This window comes from Streptomyces sp. NPDC058632 (assembly GCF_042717095.1).
GTDB lineage: Bacteria > Actinomycetota > Actinomycetes > Streptomycetales > Streptomycetaceae > Streptomyces.
Genome location: NZ_JBHXQZ010000043.1, coordinates 16,815 through 32,936, shown reverse-complemented (window position 1 = coordinate 32,936; position 16,122 = coordinate 16,815). Strand labels below are relative to the sequence as shown.

Here is a 16,122-nt window from a genome sequence, read left to right as displayed (position 1 = left end):
GGGTGAGGGTGGGCGCTCGTCCCCGGTACGGGGGAAGTGGGGCCAAGTGGCGCGAAAGATACGGTGCGTGTCTCTAGAGTGAGCTGTGAGTGACGGTCGGGTGTGGTGCCTGCGGCGGGCCGGTGCCACTGTGCGGGTGGGTGAGGTGAGGTAACCGGTGACTACGGCTCACGGTGAGAGTGAGACGGGCATCCTGCGGTGTTTCGGCCAGCAGTTGCGGCTGCTGCGGACGAGCAGGGGGCTGACGCGGGCGGAGTTGGGTGCGAAGCTCAGTTACGGCGAGGACATGGTCGCGTCGGTGGAGCTGGGGCGGCGCATTCCGAAGCCTGAGTTCATCGAGCGGGCGGACGCGGTGCTGGAGGCCGGCGGTCTGCTGACGGTCATGAAGGAGGAGGTGGCTCGGGCGCGGTATCCGTCGTTCTTTCGCGATGCGGCGAAGCTGGAGGCGGAGGCGGTTGAGCTGCATGTGTACGCCAACCAGGCCGTGCCGGGTTTGTTGCAGGTCGAGGAGTACGCGCGGGCGGTGTTCGGGGTGCTGCGGCCTCCGCTGGACGATGCGATCGTCAACGAGCGGGTTGCCGCGAGGCTGGCACGCCAGGAGATCTTTCACCGCACGCCACATCCACTGATGAGCTTCGTCGTCGATGAGTCTGTACTGCGCCGCCCCATTGGTGGACGTGACGTGCTACGTGGGCAGTTGGAGCAGGTGTTGCTCGTCAGCCACATGAGGCACGTCGAAGTGCAGGTCATGCCTTTGGACCGTGATGAGAACGCAGGGATGGCCGGTCCGTTCACCTTGATCGAGACGACGGGAGAGCGCAGGATCGCGTACGTGGAGGTACAGAACGTCAGCCGGGTGCACAGTGATCGGGAATCGGTACGGGCGCTGGAAGCCAAGTATGGAACGCTACGCGCCCAGGCGCTGACGCCTCGCGAATCACTCGCGTACGTTGAGAAGTTGTTGGGAGAGCTGTGAGCATCTACAAAAGAGCGCCAGGAGCGGATAGCCGCCTGCGCTGGTTCAAGAGCAGCTACAGCAGTGAGGAAGGCGGGGAATGCGTCGAGGTTGCCGTCGACAGCGTCGCCGTCCATGTGCGTGACTCGAAGCAGACACCGGAGTGCGGGCCCGTGCTGACGGTTGGGTCGGTGGCGTGGTTGGCCTTGCTCGACGAGATGTGAGCTGGTCGGGTCGGGGGGTCGGCGCTTCTTTCATTGAAGCGCCGACCTGCGCTATGAGGAGTCGTACTCAGGCCTCACGGCTTCCGGGCGGAGTCCAGCGGCCAGCGGCGATCTCCTCGTCCAAGCGAGCTTGGAAATACGCGTGAGCGGCCCGCATCTCGGCTTCCCGGTCAGCTTTGTAGAAGGGGGCCTGGTAGCCGTCCGGGGATGGGGTACCCTCCGGGTCCTCTAGGTGCGCAAGCAGATTGAGGTACTCCTGCTTGGTCTGCCCGTGGCCGTACGCGTTGTAGTTGGCGGCGAGGCGGCGTCCCTCAGCGTCGAACTGCATTTCGCCTTCGTACCCGACTAGTTGAGGGAATCGAGAGAGATAGATCGCCACAAGCTCGTCAGCGCTGATGCCTAGCCATACGGCTACAAGGGAATCCAGCTCAACAAGCGCGGCACGGCGCTCGTACTCCGTTCGGAGAGGTGTGTCTGGTTCCCATTCGGGGGTGATATGCCCGGCAAGCGGCCCTACTCCTGGCCAGGGACAGGCCCAGTCTTCGTAGCCCGGCCAAGTCGGTCGATACAGCTCCGACCAGAGAGGGGCGTAGGCCGAGGTGAGGCAGTTAAGGCGAAGAGTGCGCAATAGGAGTGCGTCGGCGAGAGGGTGCTCTGAGGTGGGCGCGGGAAGTGTGCGAGCGTCTGCGACGTCTAGATGCCCACGCCCAGTGATGCGAACGGCGTAGTCCACGGGCAATGTGGACCAAAATCCTACAGTTAGAGCGGTTGTGCGATTATCTGGGCATGCCATGCTGCGCATGCCGTGAATGTGTGATGGCCCCGGAGGGATTAGTGCTACGAAGAGGCTGCGTTCAGTAGCCGAAGGGATCATCTCTCGCCACGCGGCACGGAAATACTCTGTGTATGGTCTGCCATTCCATTGATCCTGAGCTGCTAGGAAATCGCTGGTGCTGCAAGCGCGTTGGTAATCGCTGGACGGCACACTGTCAGGGGCAAGGTCGGTAAGGCGTGCAGGTGGATCAACGCGGGATGTGTTAGGCGGCTGCTTGGCGAAGGGGGTTGCAATGGAAATTTGAGGGCCGCGCAGGACGACGTCCTTCCAGTCCTCGGGCTGAGATGTCTCCCAGCGGATAAGTCCTGCGTCCTTAGCTCCCTTTTCGTCCAGACCTCGCGTGATAGCCGGTTCGTGGTCTGCGAGCCGTACTGTGGTTACGGCGAGTGCCTCGATCGCGTTCTGCTCGGCTGTGCTGACTGGATACAGCAGCCGTGTCTCATGGACTGGACTGCTCTCCTCTCCTGCCAGGCGTTGCCATTGTCCTAGGACGCTCTCATCGACTTCCACGAGACGGGCGCTGTGAGGGCGCAGGTCCCAGTAACCCTCGTGTTTGATGCGAGGAAGCGGCCCATTGCCATCATGAGAGAACGAGTTGATCAGAGGTGCCGGGTCGAATAGCCAGCTGACGTGGATGAAAGAAATTTCCTGGAGGGTGCCATATATGTGCACTCCGAATTCCTTGGTCCAGGTCACCTCGTTGAATAGCAGGCGGAGGTTCTGGAAGTGGGCATGGACTCGGAGGTGCCGGTATGTGACAGCTCGAAGGTGACCCTCCTTGTTTCCCGCGAAGTGAGAATCAGGGTGGATTAGCCCGATGATTCCAGACAGTGCGTTGGAAGCCCATGTGCGGCACATGAACGCGCGGTAGAGGTCGGGCTGTGTGCCTGTTAGAAGTGGGTACGTTGCTGGGCTGCTTAGTGCGGACACGGTGCCGATATTGGAAGCGAGTTCTTTCAACACGTACCCCGCACTGCCTTCCTTGTGCGTGAGTACTTCCTCTTTCCTTAGCCGCCATTCTGCCGTTCCAGGCTTGTCCTCGAGCATGAACCACGGTTCTAGCTCGGCCAGCACAACGTCCTCTTCCCACCGGGGTCGAACCCAAGGCGGATTCCCCACCTGCAAGTCATATCCGCCCCCGGCAAACACCTGCCCGAACTCCAACTCCCAGTGGAAGAACCCCTGCCGCTCAGCCACATCCCGCGCAACCCCCGCCCACGGATACCGCGACTCCAACGACGTGAACCGCTCCATGCCCATCCACTCGGGCAACTCGTCCTCGTACCGCTCCAGCGCATCCAAGGAGTCGAACTGAGCCACCAACGAATCCGCAGCCACATCCTGCGTACCCAACAGCGACTCGGCGAAGTCCAGCCAGTCATCCACTGAGGCCAACGCGATCACCGGCCGCCGCTCACCCCGGATCTGTTCCTTACGGCTGCCGCCCCGCGTAGCCTTCGACTTGACCTCGACGACCTTGACGTCTCCGAACAGGTCCTCCGACTCGTACGTCTCCCGTTCAGGCGCCCCCACCTGACCCGGAACCGGAGCGGGAGTCGCAGACACCACCCACTCCGCCGACTGCGAAGCAACCTCCGCCGCCCGCACGTATGCGGCATGCGACCCGTCCAGCAGCGCAGCCTCCTGCACCGGCCAGAACCACAGCGCGCACCACGCGTCCATCAGCGTCTTCAGGCGCCAGTACGGGGTGTCGACCGCCTCCAGGTCCGCCTTGACCTTCTCCCTCGGGACCGCCACCTCAGGCGACCGCAGCCAGCCGTCCTCCGCGCCCCACACGTCCACCCGCCGTGAGATCTCCCGCTCGGAGATCTCCAGTCGGCGCACGACCAGCCCCCACAGGTACTCCGCCCGCCGAGCCAACCCCTGCAACCGCTTGGTCTGCGCGGCACTCGGCGACTTGGTGATCGCCTTCCGCCAAGCACCCAGCGCCTTCGCCTCCGCCGGAGCCAGCGCCTTGGCCTCCTTCTCGGCGGCGACCGCGCCCCACTCCTTCGCCGGAAGCAGGAAGTGATGCACCGCCCCTTCAGGCAGCACGGCCCCCGCCACCGCCTCCGACAACGGGAAGCGTTCCGGGGTCGTCCCCAGCCAGCCGCCCTTCTTCAGACGCTCGGCGGAGTAGACCTCCCGACGCCCGCCGATCAGCGAGTTGCCGCGCCGCAGGTGCAGCCCGAACCACGGCGCCTCCATGCCGGGGTGCATGGTGTTGAGCCACAGCGACACCTCCGCCAGCTCCACCGCCGTGTCGTTGAGGTCGACGCCGTAGGAGTTGTGCAGGGCGATGTACGCCTTGGCCTTCTGGAACTCGACCGCGTACTTCTCCGTGTCGATGGCGACGCCCAGCTCGTCCTGGCGGCGCCGCAGGTACTCCGCCGCGACCTGGTTGATCGCCTCGTTGAGGAACGCGCCCGAGCCGAGCGCCGGCTCGCAGATCTTCCAGTCCAGGAGCTCGCGCGCCTCGGTGACCGTGTCGTCCTGGTCCAGGCGGTGCTGCAAGGCGAGCTGGACCGTCACCCGGGTCAGGGACTCCGGCGTGTAGTAGGAGGCCGACGTCTGACGGTCACGCCCCGACAGGCGGTACACGAAGGCGCCCGGCGCGTACCGTACGCGCTCCTCCACGCCGGTGTCCTCGTCCTTGTGACGGACGAACACCTCGTCGGGGTACTCGTCGGCCTTGGTCGCCGGGACGAGCCAGGAGCCGTCCTTCGGGTCGCCGTTCTTCGCGACCTCGTACAGCTCCTCGCCGGCGACGAAGCCGGAGTAGGACATCAGGCCCTCGTACACGGCGCCGAGCTGGTTGATGCCGAGCTGGGCGTAGGAGATGAAGCCGCCGCGCTCGCGCCTCCTGCCGCGCGTCAGCATCAGCAGGCGCAGCACCCGGTACAGCGTCTCGTTGTGCAGGCGGGTGTCGATGAAGCGCTCCCCGCCCGGCTCACCGTCACCGCCGTTTCCGGCGTCGGCCTCGGTGTCGACGCGCGGGTCGGGGACGGCGTACCGGCCGATCAGCCGGATCGCGTCCGGCTCGAACAGCTTGGAGTGCAGCGGCTCGAACCGCAGGCCCATGTCCTCCGACGTCCTCGCGGTCACGGCCTCCGACGACTCCGCGTCCACCCCGTGTGTCCGACGCGGCCGGTAACCCTCCTGCACCTTGCGGAACAGCAGGTCCAGCGACTCGTACAGGTAGAAGCCCTTACGGGACTTCTCGTCGACCAGGTCGCGCTCGGCGACCAGCTCGCCCAGCCGGCCGAGGCCGTAGCCCATCTGGTACTCGGGGTAGTCCGAGGGCAGGATGCCCAGTTCGGGGCGGGCCTCCGCGTACAGCAGGAACAGGACGCGGTACAGGTAGCGCAACGACTCGCGGGTCAACTGGCGCCCCAGCTCGGGGAGTTCCTTGACCTCCTCCGGGCGGACGCCCGCCTCGCGCATGCGGTCCAGGACCTCGTTGGCGATCAGCTCGACGCTCAGCCGCAGGCCGTCGCGCAGTTCGCTGGAGACGCCCACCGCGTGCTTGGTCGACTTGTCGAGGAGCGCGGCGAGGGGGTTCTCGCCGCCCTCCTGAGGGGTACGCAGCGAGTCGGCGCCGAACAGGGCGGCCACCGTGTCGAGTTCGCCGCCCGCCTTGGTGTCGTTGCGTTCCAGCGCCGTGTCCAGCGACACCGCCAGGTAGCGGCCCTCGCCCCAGGCGGCCCGGTCGGCGAGCACGACGACGCCGCCGACCAGCAGCAGGACGTAGCGGGGGGCGTCCTCGCAGGCGAACAGGAAGGAGGCGAGCTTGGAACCGGTGGCGAGGGCGTGCTGCCCGTCCAGGCGCACCTGGTCCAGGAGGCGTCCCGCGCCGTCGGGGTCCAGGGCGTCGTCCGGCTCGGCCGACCAGCCGCAGTCCAGGGCGACGAGGTCCTTCTCCGCGTGCGCGACCGTCACCTCGTGCGACTGGTCGGCGCGCACGACGGTGAGCGTGCCCGGCTTGGCGTCGAAGCCGAGGGCGCGCAGCACCTCCGCGTTCAGCGCGCGGACGCGGTCGCGCCACTCGGGGGCGTCGTACGTCACGGCGTCGTCGCCGGTCGCCGCCTGCTCCTCGTCCATCGTGAAGTAGGAGCGGGCCGCGAAGAAGGGGCGGCGCAGCGCCCGCAGGCCGGCGCGCGGGGTGACGGGCAGGGCGCCCTCGGGCCGCTCGGTGTCGGCGGCGTCCTCCTCGCGCTGCTTCCACTCGGCGAGCAGACCGGACTTGAGATCCTTGGGGAGGACCTCGGCGAGGTAGTGCGCGGAGAAGTAGTCGCCGCGGTTGACCAGGGAGTCGAACGTCATCGTGTGAACCTCTGGGTGTCGGTCAGGCGGCGTGGGCGGTGGCCGGGGCGAGGACGGCGAGGACACGCAGCATCGGGCGGCCGGTGGTGAGGAGGGAGTCCGCGAGGGAGGCGAGGCGTTCGCGGGTGGGGGCGGGCGCGCCGCCGCCGGTCAGCGCCGGCTGCTCCCACGAGCCCAGGCGGGCCTTGTACTCCTCGATGGGGACCCTCAGGGGTTCGTCCCACGCCTCGCGGTGCTGCTCCAGGAACGCCTCCGCACTGTCCAGGACGCCGGGGATCGCCTCGGCGAGGCGGGCCGTGTCGTGGGCGAGGCCCGGGTTCGCCATCGTCGGGCCGACCCCGGCGCGGCGCAGCAGCGCCACCATGTCGTCGTCGACCTCCCCGTCCGCGGTGACCGCCATCCACTTGACGACGGTCGGACGGCCGAGCGCGTTGGAGTAGATGCCCTGCACGAGGTACGTGGGCCGCGGCACGTCGGCCGTCAGGACCGGTGCCTCCTGGCGGTCCAGGCGGACCAGGACCTTGTCCGTGAGCCACTCCATGACCGGGTGCAGGTCGGTCAGCAGCGAGATGTCGGGCCAGCTCGACGTCGCCGAGGCGCGGGCGCGGGTCAGGCTGCTGTCGGCGAGGCGCCGGTTGAAGGTGACCTTCAGGCGGTCGCGCAGGCCCTGCTCGCGGACGTACTCCGGGGGCAGCGCCTTGAGGCGGTGCACCAGGTCGGAGGGCGGGACGAAGGAGAGCAGCCCGGTCTCGGGGTCGGCGGACAGGTCCAGCCGGTCGTGGGCGTCCGGGTACACCTCGCGCAGCGCCTCGTCGAGGAACTCGCGGGTGGAGCCGAACAGCCGGGGCACGTCCGCCCGGGGCACCGCCCCGCTGCCGTCGCCGCCGACCGCGCCGGAGGCAGCGGCGTCCTCCTCCGGCTCGTCGCCGACCGCGCCGAAGAAGTCGGCGAGGAAGTCGTCCACGGCGCCGTCGGCGCCCTCGTCGGAGGCGCGGCGGGCCTCCAGGGACTCGTCCACGGTGCGGCCCCGCAGCAGGTCCTGCACGAGGGACTTCTCCTCGGCCTCCGCCCGGTAGAGGCCGGACACCGCCTCCGCCGTGCCCAGCGACCGGTGGGCCTCGGCCTCGCGCTCCAGCAGGCGCTCCGAGACCAGGGTGTCGTCCTTGGCGCCGTCGACGGAGCTGGTGAGGACCAGTGCCCGGAACTGCGGCTGGTGCGGCTGCCCGTAACGGTCGATGCGGCCGTTGCGCTGCTCGATGCGGATCAGCGACCAGGGCACGTCGTAGTGGACGAGCTGGTGACACTGGCGGTGCAGGTTGACGCCCTCGGAGGCCACGTCGCCGGTGAACAGCATGCGCACCGGCGTGTCCGCGAGGCCGAAGTCCTCCACGCACTGCATCTGCTGCTCGTCCGACAGACCGCCGTGCATGACCCGGGCCGCCTGCTGCGCGGCCTTCCCCCTGAAACCGAGGGCGGTCGGCACGGTCCGCGCCAGCCACTCCAGGGTCTGCACCCGCTCGGAGAAGACCACGACCCGGGTGTCGGACTTCGGCCCGACCCCGATCTCCCGCAACTGCTCCACCAGCGCCCCGAACTTGCCCGAGTCCGCCTCCGACATGCCCGACGCCAGCTCCAGGAGCCGGTGCAGGGCCGCGCGCTCGGCGGCCGTCTCCCGCGGGGCGTCCTTCTTCTCCAGCGTCTTGATGCGCGTGGCGACCGTGGCCCTCAGCGCCGTGTGGGAGGAGAGGAAGGACTTCAGCAGCGTGTACGGGAACAGCGGGACGTCACTGACCGACTTCGACCCGTCCGACGGCAGCCACACCGCCGCCAGCTCCTCGAACACCCTCTCCTCGGCGGGCGTGGCCGTCACCCGGACCGAACGCGACGGGCCGCGGTCCGCCCACTGGCCCTTCATCTGCTCCCGCACCTCGGGGCTGACCTTGGTGCGCCGGATGAACAGGTGCTTGATGTCCTCGGCCCGGTAGTGCTCCGGGTCGCGGATCGCGGCCGGGTCGAGCAGGGAGATCAGCTCGGCGAAGGAGCGGGCGTCGCCGTTGTGCGGGGTCGCCGAGGCCAGCAGCAGGGCGTCCGTGTGCGGGGCGAGCGTGCGGGCCAGCTGGTTGCGCAGGGAGCCCTTGTTGATGAGGTTGTGCGACTCGTCGATGACGACCGCGTCCCAGGTGATCCGCTCCAGGTGGTGCTTGTACTGGTCCGTGTTCTTCAGGGTGTCGATGGAGACGATGACCCGCTTGAAGTACGTGAACGGGTTGCGGCCCGCCGGAATCTCCCGCTGGATCCGCTCGATGCCCACCGAGTCCAGGCGCACCAGCGGGATCGCGAACCGCGTCCACAGCTCGTGCTGGAACTGCTCCAGGACGTGCTGCGGGGTGACGACGAGGATGCGCTCGCCCCGGCCGCGGCGGATCAGCTCGGCGAGGGTGAGGCCGATCTCCAGCGTCTTGCCCAGGCCGACGACGTCCGCGATGAGCAGGCGGGGGCGCAGATTGCGGCCCGACAGGGCGAGCTGCGCGGGACGCTGCTGGTAGGGGAGCGGGTCCAGGAGGAAGGAGTCCGCGAGCGCGAGACCGCGCTCGCCCTGCGGCAGCGGCGTCTTGCGCAGCACCGCCTCCAGGAACAGGCGCGAACGGCGGAAGTTCGGGGAGTCGTCCCGCACCAGGCGGGTCAGCTTCGGGTCGAGCAGTTCGATCCGGTCGAGCCTGTCGAAGAACACCGCCTCCTGGTCGCGTACGAAGTCCGACGCGCCCACCGCCTCGATCCTGGCCCCGTCGTGCTCGGTCCGCGTCGCGTTGCGCACCAGCCACACCTCGTCCCGTACGAGGATCTGGGCGCCCGGCGGGTACTGGGCGTCCTCGCCGCTCGTCACGGGAGCGGTGCTCAAGTCGGCGGTCACGCGGGGGCCTCCTGGGCGATCATGTCGTGGGGCTGGATGTCGGGTGGGGCGGGCGACCGGTGGAGGGCACGGCCGGACCGGCGGGACGGGTGACCGGGGAGCGGGCGCGGGGCCCGGCCCGGCCGGCCGGCCGTCGGTGTCAGAACGGGGCCTTCGCCGCGTACACGGCACGCAGCCGCTCCGCCGTCCTGTGGGCCTGGACGGAGCGGCGCAGCGTGTGCGCCGGCTCCTTGGGCCGTCCGGGATCCGCGGGCGGGCGGTGCCCCGGCTGCGGCTGCTCGCGCCGGACACCGCGGGGGCGGTCGCCCGGCTCGGCGGGCACGGTGGCGGGGGCGTCGGGAATTCGGGGGTCGGAGGAGGCCGGGGAGTCGGGCGACGCGGCGGCGGCCGGACCCGGGACGGTTTTGGCGACAGTGGGGGAGACCGGCGGGGCGTCGGCCGGTGTCTCCAGCTCGGCCGGGCTGATCTCCGTGCCCCGGGCGTCACTCGCGGGGGCGGGCCAGGCGACGGTGGGGACACGGTCGGCGGGCGCCGCCGGCCCGTGCCGACGCCGCTCGGCGGTGTGCGCGGTGAGCCTGCGGCGCGCCTGCGCGATCTTCATGCCCTGCGCCTCGATGACCGACCGGCACTGCTGCACCACCCCGGTCAGCGACGGCCGGTCCCCGGCGTCCTGGGCGAGCATGCCGGTCAGCAGCGGCAGCAGTTCCTCCGGGACGCCGGACAGGTCCGGCGCCGTACCGGGGTCCGTCACCAGGTGGAACACCATGTACGGGGTGGCCGCCTCATGCGGATAGTGACCCGTCACGGCGAAGAGCAGGAGCGCACCCAGCGCGTACACGTCCACCGCCGCCGTCAGCGGCTTCACCCCCGCGGCCTGCTCCGGCGCCATGCAGATCGGGGTGCCGACGACCTGGTGCGGGGCGGTGAGGGAGATCGTCGACTCGGTGAACGCGGCCAGCCCGAAGTCGATGATCTTCGGGCCGTTCGGCCCCAGCAGGACGTTGGCCGGCTTGAGGTCGCGGTGCAGCAGGCCCTGGGCGTGCACCCCCGACAGCGCCTCGGCGAGGATCGCGCCCAGCGCCGCCGTGAGGACGGACGGCAGCGGCCCGTGCGTCCGCACGTGCCGGGCGAGGTCCGGGCCGTCCACGTACTCCGTGGCCAGCCACGGCTGCTCCGCCTCCGCGTCCGCCCCCAGGAACGCCGCGATGCGGGCACCCCAGATGGTCTTGAGCGCCTCGACCTCCTGCGCGAACCGCTGCCGCGACTCGGAGTCCACCACCAACGGCTTGATCACCTTCACCGCGGCGGGCTCACCGCCGAGCGACTCCCCCAGGAAGACCTGGCCCATACCGCCCTGACCGATCCGGCCGAGGAGTTCGAAGTCGCCCAGCGAGAGCGGGTCCTCGGGGTTCAGAGGCGTGATCTGCACGTGTGTCCTCGACATTCGGTCCTGGCGGGCGTCCCATCAGCCGCGATGCGCGCCTGGAGACACGGTAGTGGATGGGGGCGGGCTCAGGGACGGGGGTTGCGGAATGGAGAGATCAACCTCTGTGGGCTCTGTGGGCTCTGTGGGCGAAGAACATGCGGAGGGTTCCGGCCGGGTGCGGGTCGGCCGCGGTCAGGACGTCCGTCGTCTCCCGTGTGAGGTCCACGCGGAGTGCGCGTGCTTCGCCGCCCTCGCGCGGCCGCCGCTCATCGAGCGGTTCTCCGCGTTCCTCCCGTGAGCGTTCGGCTCCTGTCGCCCGCCGTCGGCCGTACAGACGCATCCCGCGGGGAAGTCGTCGTGCCGGCGTCGCCGGTTGCTGACGGTGGCGCGCGTGACGCCCGCGATGCGGGAGATCTCGGCGGCTGTCACCTGGGCGGATGGCGCGGGTGGCTGCGGCATGGATGAGTCCTGGCTCCGATGGTCGGCGTGGTCACACGCTACAGCACGCGTCAACTCCCACAAGCTGTTGGACAATGCTTTCACGGTCATGTTTACATGTAGTTGCTTCCGTCGGTGAGCGGCACTCTACGGCGTGAAGCGTCGCTTTCCCTGCCACAGCCCTGTCCTTGAGCGCCCAGCTCTTCGTCCTGCGCCCGCCTTCCTCTCGGCGGGATGCCGGGGGTGTGCGGCGCTTCGGGGCCGGGCGACGGCCGATCGACCACCACCCAGGGGGGAACCCATGCGTCTGACCATGCCGAGCGGCACTCCGGAAGGAATCCCGCTCACCGTCATGCCGGTCCGCGAGGACGCGGTCATCGGCGCCCTGTCCCTCGCGACGCTGGTACGCCTCGTGCCGTCACCGCGCCAGGAGGAGGACCCGCGCGCCCTCAAGGCCGCCTCCGGGCACGACCGGCGCCGCGCCGAGCTGCGCGCGACCGTGCAGCGGACGCTGAAGTCCCAGAAGGGCAAGAACATCCCGGACTACGCCGAGTACATCGCCGCCGGCATCCTCGGCAAGCACGGCTCCGCCTGGTCCACGCCCCCCATCACGCTCTGGCACGCCGGCGAGATCGCCGCGATGAGCGACGAACTGGTCCCCGACTCGGGCCTGCGGACGCTGACCGTCGCCCCGGACGCCATGGTGATCGCCATCGACGGCGAGACCCAGACCACCGCCTGGCACGACATCTACCGGGACCCGGAGTCCTTCGGCCTCACCTACACCGAGCTCGGCCGGCGGGTCCGTATCCCCTTCGAGCTCTACCTGGGAATCTCCCCGGCGGACGCGCGGCAGATCTTCTACGACCGCAACGTCAAGGGCGTCGACGTCGCCAAGAACCTGGCCATGTCGATGGACCAGCGCGACCTCGCCACCCGCCTCTCCTACACCGTCGGCGAGAAGCTCGAGGTCGAGTCGGACGGGCAGCGGATGCCGTTCGGCAAGCTGGTCAACGCCGGCAAGCGGCAGCTCACCAGGACCGACAAGGAGGTCGTGACGCTGTCCGCGCTGCGGGCGCTGATCGTCACCACCGTCTTCGGCGGCAAGGGCGTGCAGTACTCGGCGGCCAACGTCCACGAGGGCGACCTGCCGTCCCACACCGACGCCGACGAGGTGGAGGCGGTCCTCGTCCGTCTGGTGTCCCGGCTGATCGGGGACCGCTTCCCGGACTTCGCCCGGCGCAGCGCCATCACCGCCCCGGCCGTGATGGCGGGCCTCGGCGTCCTGCTGCACCGCGCCACCCCCTGGTGCGACCCCGGCAAGGCCATGAGCTACGAGACGGTCGAGCACCTGCTCGCCGACGTCCGCTGGGAGCGCGAACCCGCCTACTGGGACGGCGTCTGCGCCAGCGTCGGCTCCACCGGCCGGCTCAACTTCAGCGGCGGCGTGAAGGACTCCGCCGGCCGCGTCGCGGACGCGCTCCTCGACCCGCGCAGCGAGCCGGGCCGGAAGATCCGGGGGATGCGGAGCTGAACAGACCCGCGGTGCGGATTCCCCGACGCCGGGAGCCGCTCGGCCGACCCGCCCCTCCGGACGGGGCCCACCCGTGGGGCACCGCCCACGGCTCCCGCACCCACGCACTGACCGCACACCCCGCGCGGCCCGCTCACCACCACCCGCGACCTGGAAGGCCATCGTGACGATCACCGAACACACCGAGCTGATCCGTCGCTTCTCCGACGACTTCACCGCCCTGCAGGAGGCTGTCCTCGCCCACATGAACGGGATCTGTGCTCCGGAGGCCGCCGCGGCCCTGGAACACGCCTCACTCACCGGTCCCATCACCGTCGTTCTCGCCCACGCCGACGTCCTCGCCCGCGGCGCCGTCCGACGCGCGGAACTCTCGGCTCAGCTCCCCGAGCGGCTGCGACGGCTGCGCACACACGCGCGCAGGGTGCGACGGGCCCGGTCGCAGGCGGAGGCCCGGTACAAGGAGCAGCGCGCCCGCCGCCCCGCCGGCCGCTCCCGGCCGGTGGACACGCTGGAGCTGAGGGTGGCGCGCACGACGTCCCCGGCGGCCTTCGCCGAGGCCCTGCGGCAGGAACTCCGACACAGGGGACTGCCCGACGGCACGCCGCAGGCGCCGGAGAGCGACCTCGCCCGGTGGGCCTGGGACCGGCAAACGGCAGGCGGTGAACCGCCGGCACCGGTGCGCGAACTGCGGGACTGCGACGACGACGCCTTCGTCCGGGCCCTCCTGCGCGACGCCCGGGAGGAGGAGAACCCGCACCTCCCGCACGACGCGGTGGCCGAACGGTGGAGCCGCCACGCCCGCGCCGCGCTGGCCTGGGGCCGTTACGCGATCGGCCGGGCCGAACGGGACGCACTCGCCTGCCCTCTCCCCGCACGGCGCACCCGACTCGACGCCCTGGACGACGCCTACCAGGACACCGCGGTTCTCGCCGCCCGCTCACGCGAAGCCCTGCTCCGGGTGACGGAACTCCACGACCGGATGCGGGCCTGCGTGACCACGGGGCCCCTCGCGGAGCTCGTCGCGCAGTGCCGCACCGCGGCCCTGACGCGCTTCGCCGACGCCGAGCCCGAGGTGTGGCACGGCGTGCGCGAGCTGACCGCGAGGCACCGGGCACACTGCCCCGAGCGGGCCGACGGCTGCCCGCACTGCCACCGCGCTCTCGCCGCCGTCCTCGCCGACGCCCCTCCCGCCGGCACGGGTGAGGAGGGCGACAGCGACCATCCGACGGCAACGCTCCCGGCCGACGTGGACCGCTACGCCCTGCTCGCCGACCTTCCCGACACCGCCGTCGTGGCCGTCGCCGACGCCGCCGTCGGGGACGAGTCCGCACGGTGCGGCTACGGCTGGGCCGCGGAGGACGGGACCACCGGACACGGCGACTCCCTGGCCTCGGGCAGTGGTGAAGCCGAAGTCATCGGTATCTGCGTTGCCGCCCTCAGTCTTCTCGAGCACCACGAGGACGCACCCGTGGTCCTCCTGTGCGACAGCACCGAGGCGGTCGACGCGGTCGACGCGGCCCTGCGCTCCGCCGACCCGACAGCCGCCCACCGCACCCTCCTCTTCCCGGAGAGCCGACAGCTGATGGACCGCCTGGTGCGCCACCACCACCGCGTCCAGGTCCGCTGGCTGAAGGGCCACATCGGACACGACCTCAACGAAACCGCCGACGCCTTCGCCCGCCTCGCCCTCCGCCGCGCCACAGGCCGCATCCCTCCCTCCGCCGCCCGGAAGGAGGAGACGCGGATCCTTCGCTCGCTCGGCTCCGGGGCCGGCCCCCTCCCGGTCGCTGCCTGAGTTCTTGATGCGGGGCGGCAGTTACCGAGCTTCACTGCCTCCTTCGTCCTCGTACCCGCACATCGACACGGACAGCCGCGGGGGACGCGGGGCCATCCCACGTCACGCCGTCTGCGGACAGCCCTCCCACCCCGAGAACCGATCTCCCCGTCCCCGGACGAAAGTGAGCGATGCTCTTCATGGCCCATCCCCGGTGGCACCACATCCTCATGGAGTCCCAGCGTCACGCCCTCAAGGCGCTCGACGAATGGAACTGCTCCAGCGGCGAGTACAGCGACTTCCTCACTCACATGCACAAGGCCTGGCACTACCTGCTCCATGCGGAATTCCACAAGTCCAAGATCGACTACCACTACCGGGACACCAAGACCGGCCGCCACCGGATGATCGACGGCGAACCCAAGGCCTGGGACCTCGAGAAGTGTCTGAAGGAGCGCTTTCCCGACAGCGGCGACACGGTGCGTCTCAACGCGGAGCTCTTCGTCGCCCTGCGCAACAAGGTGGAACACCGCTACGAGCACAACCTGAGGATCGTCACGGGCGGCAGGGCGCAGGCCTACGTCATCAACTACGAGCAGGAGATGGCCGGTCACTTCGGCGCCGGCTACAGTCTCGCCGACCGGCTCCGCTTCCCGCTCTCCGTTCAGGCGCTGACCGCGGACGGATACGAGGAGATGCGGAAGGCCGCCAGAAAGCTGCCCAGGAAGACCCGTGACCTGGTGGCCAGGTACGAGGCGGGCATCGATCCGTCCGTCCTCGACGACCCCAGGTACGACTACCGCGTACGGCTGGTGCCCATCACCGGCTCCAAGACGGATGCCGACTTGGCGGTCAACTTCGTCAAACTCGACGACCTGAGCGAGGACGAGCGACGCACCATGGTCGAGGCCGGGCGGGATGGTTCCGTCATCACCAGGGACCGCCATGTCGAAGTGGCGGACCTGAACAGGATGCGCCCGGCGCAGGTCGCTGCCCGCGTCGAGGAGCAACTGCCGTTCCGGTTCAGCGCCTCCAGAGAACACGTGGAGATGTGGAAGCGGCTGAGGGCCCGTCCGGTCAAGGGTTCCGACAACCCTTATGCCACCGTCGCCGGATACTGCTCGTACAACGAAGCCTTCGATCAATACGTCTACACCCAGGCATGGATAAAGAAGATCCTCAAGGAGATCGGGACGGTCGAAAAGTACCGCGCGTTCTTCGGCAGGGAGCCGCGGATGAAGGCGGGGGCCGCCGCGTCGAAGGAGGCGGCGTAGAGGGCGTCGCCTGCCGAGGAGGTCGGGAGGGTGGGGCAGTGAACGCCGGGGAGACAGCTGACGGGGGTGCGGGCGACAAGTGTCGCAGTGGTTTGACGCGCGCGCCCAGGGCGCACCACCCGACAGCAGCCCAATGGACGGCCCCTGTCTCGCTCGCATCACTTGTACAGGTAGCCTTTTGTTCCAGGGTAAATCAATTGGTGTTCCTGGGTGATCGCGGTGGGGGCTGCGATTGCTGCGGGCGTATTGCCCTTGGTGAAGCTCTGGCCATGGCTTCCTGGTGGTGGTGCGAGCACCGCCATGAAAGCTCGTGGAAACGGTGGGGGTAAGTGGGAAGTCTTTGCGTGTTGCGTGCCGTTGGGTTACGCCGGGCAGCGGCAGTCGAGGGCTGCGCCTGAAAGGGCGTGCGGCAGTAGCCCGTTGCCAGT

9 protein-coding genes are annotated in these 16,122 nt (G+C 69.5%); 5 read left to right on the top strand and 4 right to left on the bottom strand.

Features of this window, described 5'->3' with window-relative positions; translation table 11 throughout:
- The first annotated feature begins 157 nt into the window (after nucleotides 1-157).
- Both ACFWVE_RS18260 and ACFWVE_RS18255 read left to right on the top strand, forming a co-directional pair.
- Complete coding sequence (locus tag ACFWVE_RS18260) at nucleotides 158-976, top strand: Scr1 family TA system antitoxin-like transcriptional regulator (protein ID WP_384014931.1); 819 nt, start codon at nucleotides 158-160, stop codon at nucleotides 974-976.
- Nucleotides 973-1,179 carry a DUF397 domain-containing protein gene (locus ACFWVE_RS18255; RefSeq protein WP_384014928.1) on the top strand — a complete coding sequence of 69 codons (207 nt, stop codon included), beginning with the start codon at nucleotides 973-975 and terminating at the stop codon, nucleotides 1,177-1,179. The genes ACFWVE_RS18260 and ACFWVE_RS18255 overlap by 4 nt, the downstream gene beginning before the upstream one ends.
- Before the next feature lie 67 nt (nucleotides 1,180-1,246).
- Here ACFWVE_RS18255 and ACFWVE_RS18250 read toward each other — a convergent pair whose 3' ends face one another.
- The 3 genes from ACFWVE_RS18250 to ACFWVE_RS18240 form a co-directional block, all read right to left on the bottom strand.
- On the bottom strand, nucleotides 1,247-6,337 hold the full coding sequence (locus ACFWVE_RS18250) for a class I SAM-dependent DNA methyltransferase (RefSeq protein WP_384014925.1): 5,091 nt from the start codon (nucleotides 6,335-6,337) through the stop codon (nucleotides 1,247-1,249).
- A gap of 22 nt (nucleotides 6,338-6,359) precedes the next feature.
- Entirely contained in the window at nucleotides 6,360-9,248 is a 2,889-nt protein-coding gene (locus ACFWVE_RS18245) for an SNF2-related protein (RefSeq protein ID WP_384014922.1), read from the bottom strand.
- Between the two features lie 139 nt (nucleotides 9,249-9,387).
- Nucleotides 9,388-10,677, bottom strand: coding sequence for a protein kinase (locus tag ACFWVE_RS18240; RefSeq protein ID WP_384014919.1), 1,290 nt, complete (start codon nucleotides 10,675-10,677; stop codon nucleotides 9,388-9,390).
- Nucleotides 10,678-11,413: 736 nt separating this feature from the next.
- Here ACFWVE_RS18240 and ACFWVE_RS18235 point away from each other — a divergent pair.
- The 3 genes from ACFWVE_RS18235 to ACFWVE_RS18225 all read left to right on the top strand — a co-directional run bounded on the left by ACFWVE_RS18235 (nucleotide 11,414) and on the right by ACFWVE_RS18225 (nucleotide 15,694).
- A complete protein-coding gene (locus ACFWVE_RS18235) occupies nucleotides 11,414-12,646 on the top strand; it encodes a DNA sulfur modification protein DndB (protein ID WP_384014917.1) in 1,233 nt (410 codons plus the stop codon).
- Between the two features lie 163 nt (nucleotides 12,647-12,809).
- Nucleotides 12,810-14,441, top strand: coding sequence for an RNase H family protein (locus ACFWVE_RS18230; RefSeq protein WP_384014914.1), 1,632 nt, complete (start codon nucleotides 12,810-12,812; stop codon nucleotides 14,439-14,441).
- Nucleotides 14,442-14,620: 179 nt separating this feature from the next.
- Nucleotides 14,621-15,694 (top strand): DUF3644 domain-containing protein, encoded by a 1,074-nt coding sequence (locus ACFWVE_RS18225; protein ID WP_384014911.1) that lies wholly within the window; start codon nucleotides 14,621-14,623, stop codon nucleotides 15,692-15,694.
- 158 nt (nucleotides 15,695-15,852) lie between these two features.
- Here ACFWVE_RS18225 and ACFWVE_RS18220 read toward each other — a convergent pair whose 3' ends face one another.
- Nucleotides 15,853-15,996 (bottom strand): hypothetical protein, encoded by a 144-nt coding sequence (locus ACFWVE_RS18220; RefSeq protein WP_384014908.1) that lies wholly within the window; start codon nucleotides 15,994-15,996, stop codon nucleotides 15,853-15,855.
- Nucleotides 15,997-16,122 lie beyond the last annotated feature (126 nt).

What these genes read in the sequence shown, in the direction of transcription:
- ACFWVE_RS18250 (WP_384014925.1), bottom strand. Translation starts at nt 6,337, where the DNA reads ATGACGTTCGACTCCCTGGTCAACCGCGGCGACTACTTCTCCGCGCAC.
- ACFWVE_RS18235 (WP_384014917.1), top strand. Translation starts at nt 11,414, where the DNA reads ATGCGTCTGACCATGCCGAGCGGCACTCCGGAAGGAATCCCGCTCACC.
- ACFWVE_RS18225 (WP_384014911.1), top strand. Translation starts at nt 14,621, where the DNA reads ATGGCCCATCCCCGGTGGCACCACATCCTCATGGAGTCCCAGCGTCAC.
- ACFWVE_RS18220 (WP_384014908.1), bottom strand. Translation starts at nt 15,996, where the DNA reads ATGGCGGTGCTCGCACCACCACCAGGAAGCCATGGCCAGAGCTTCACC.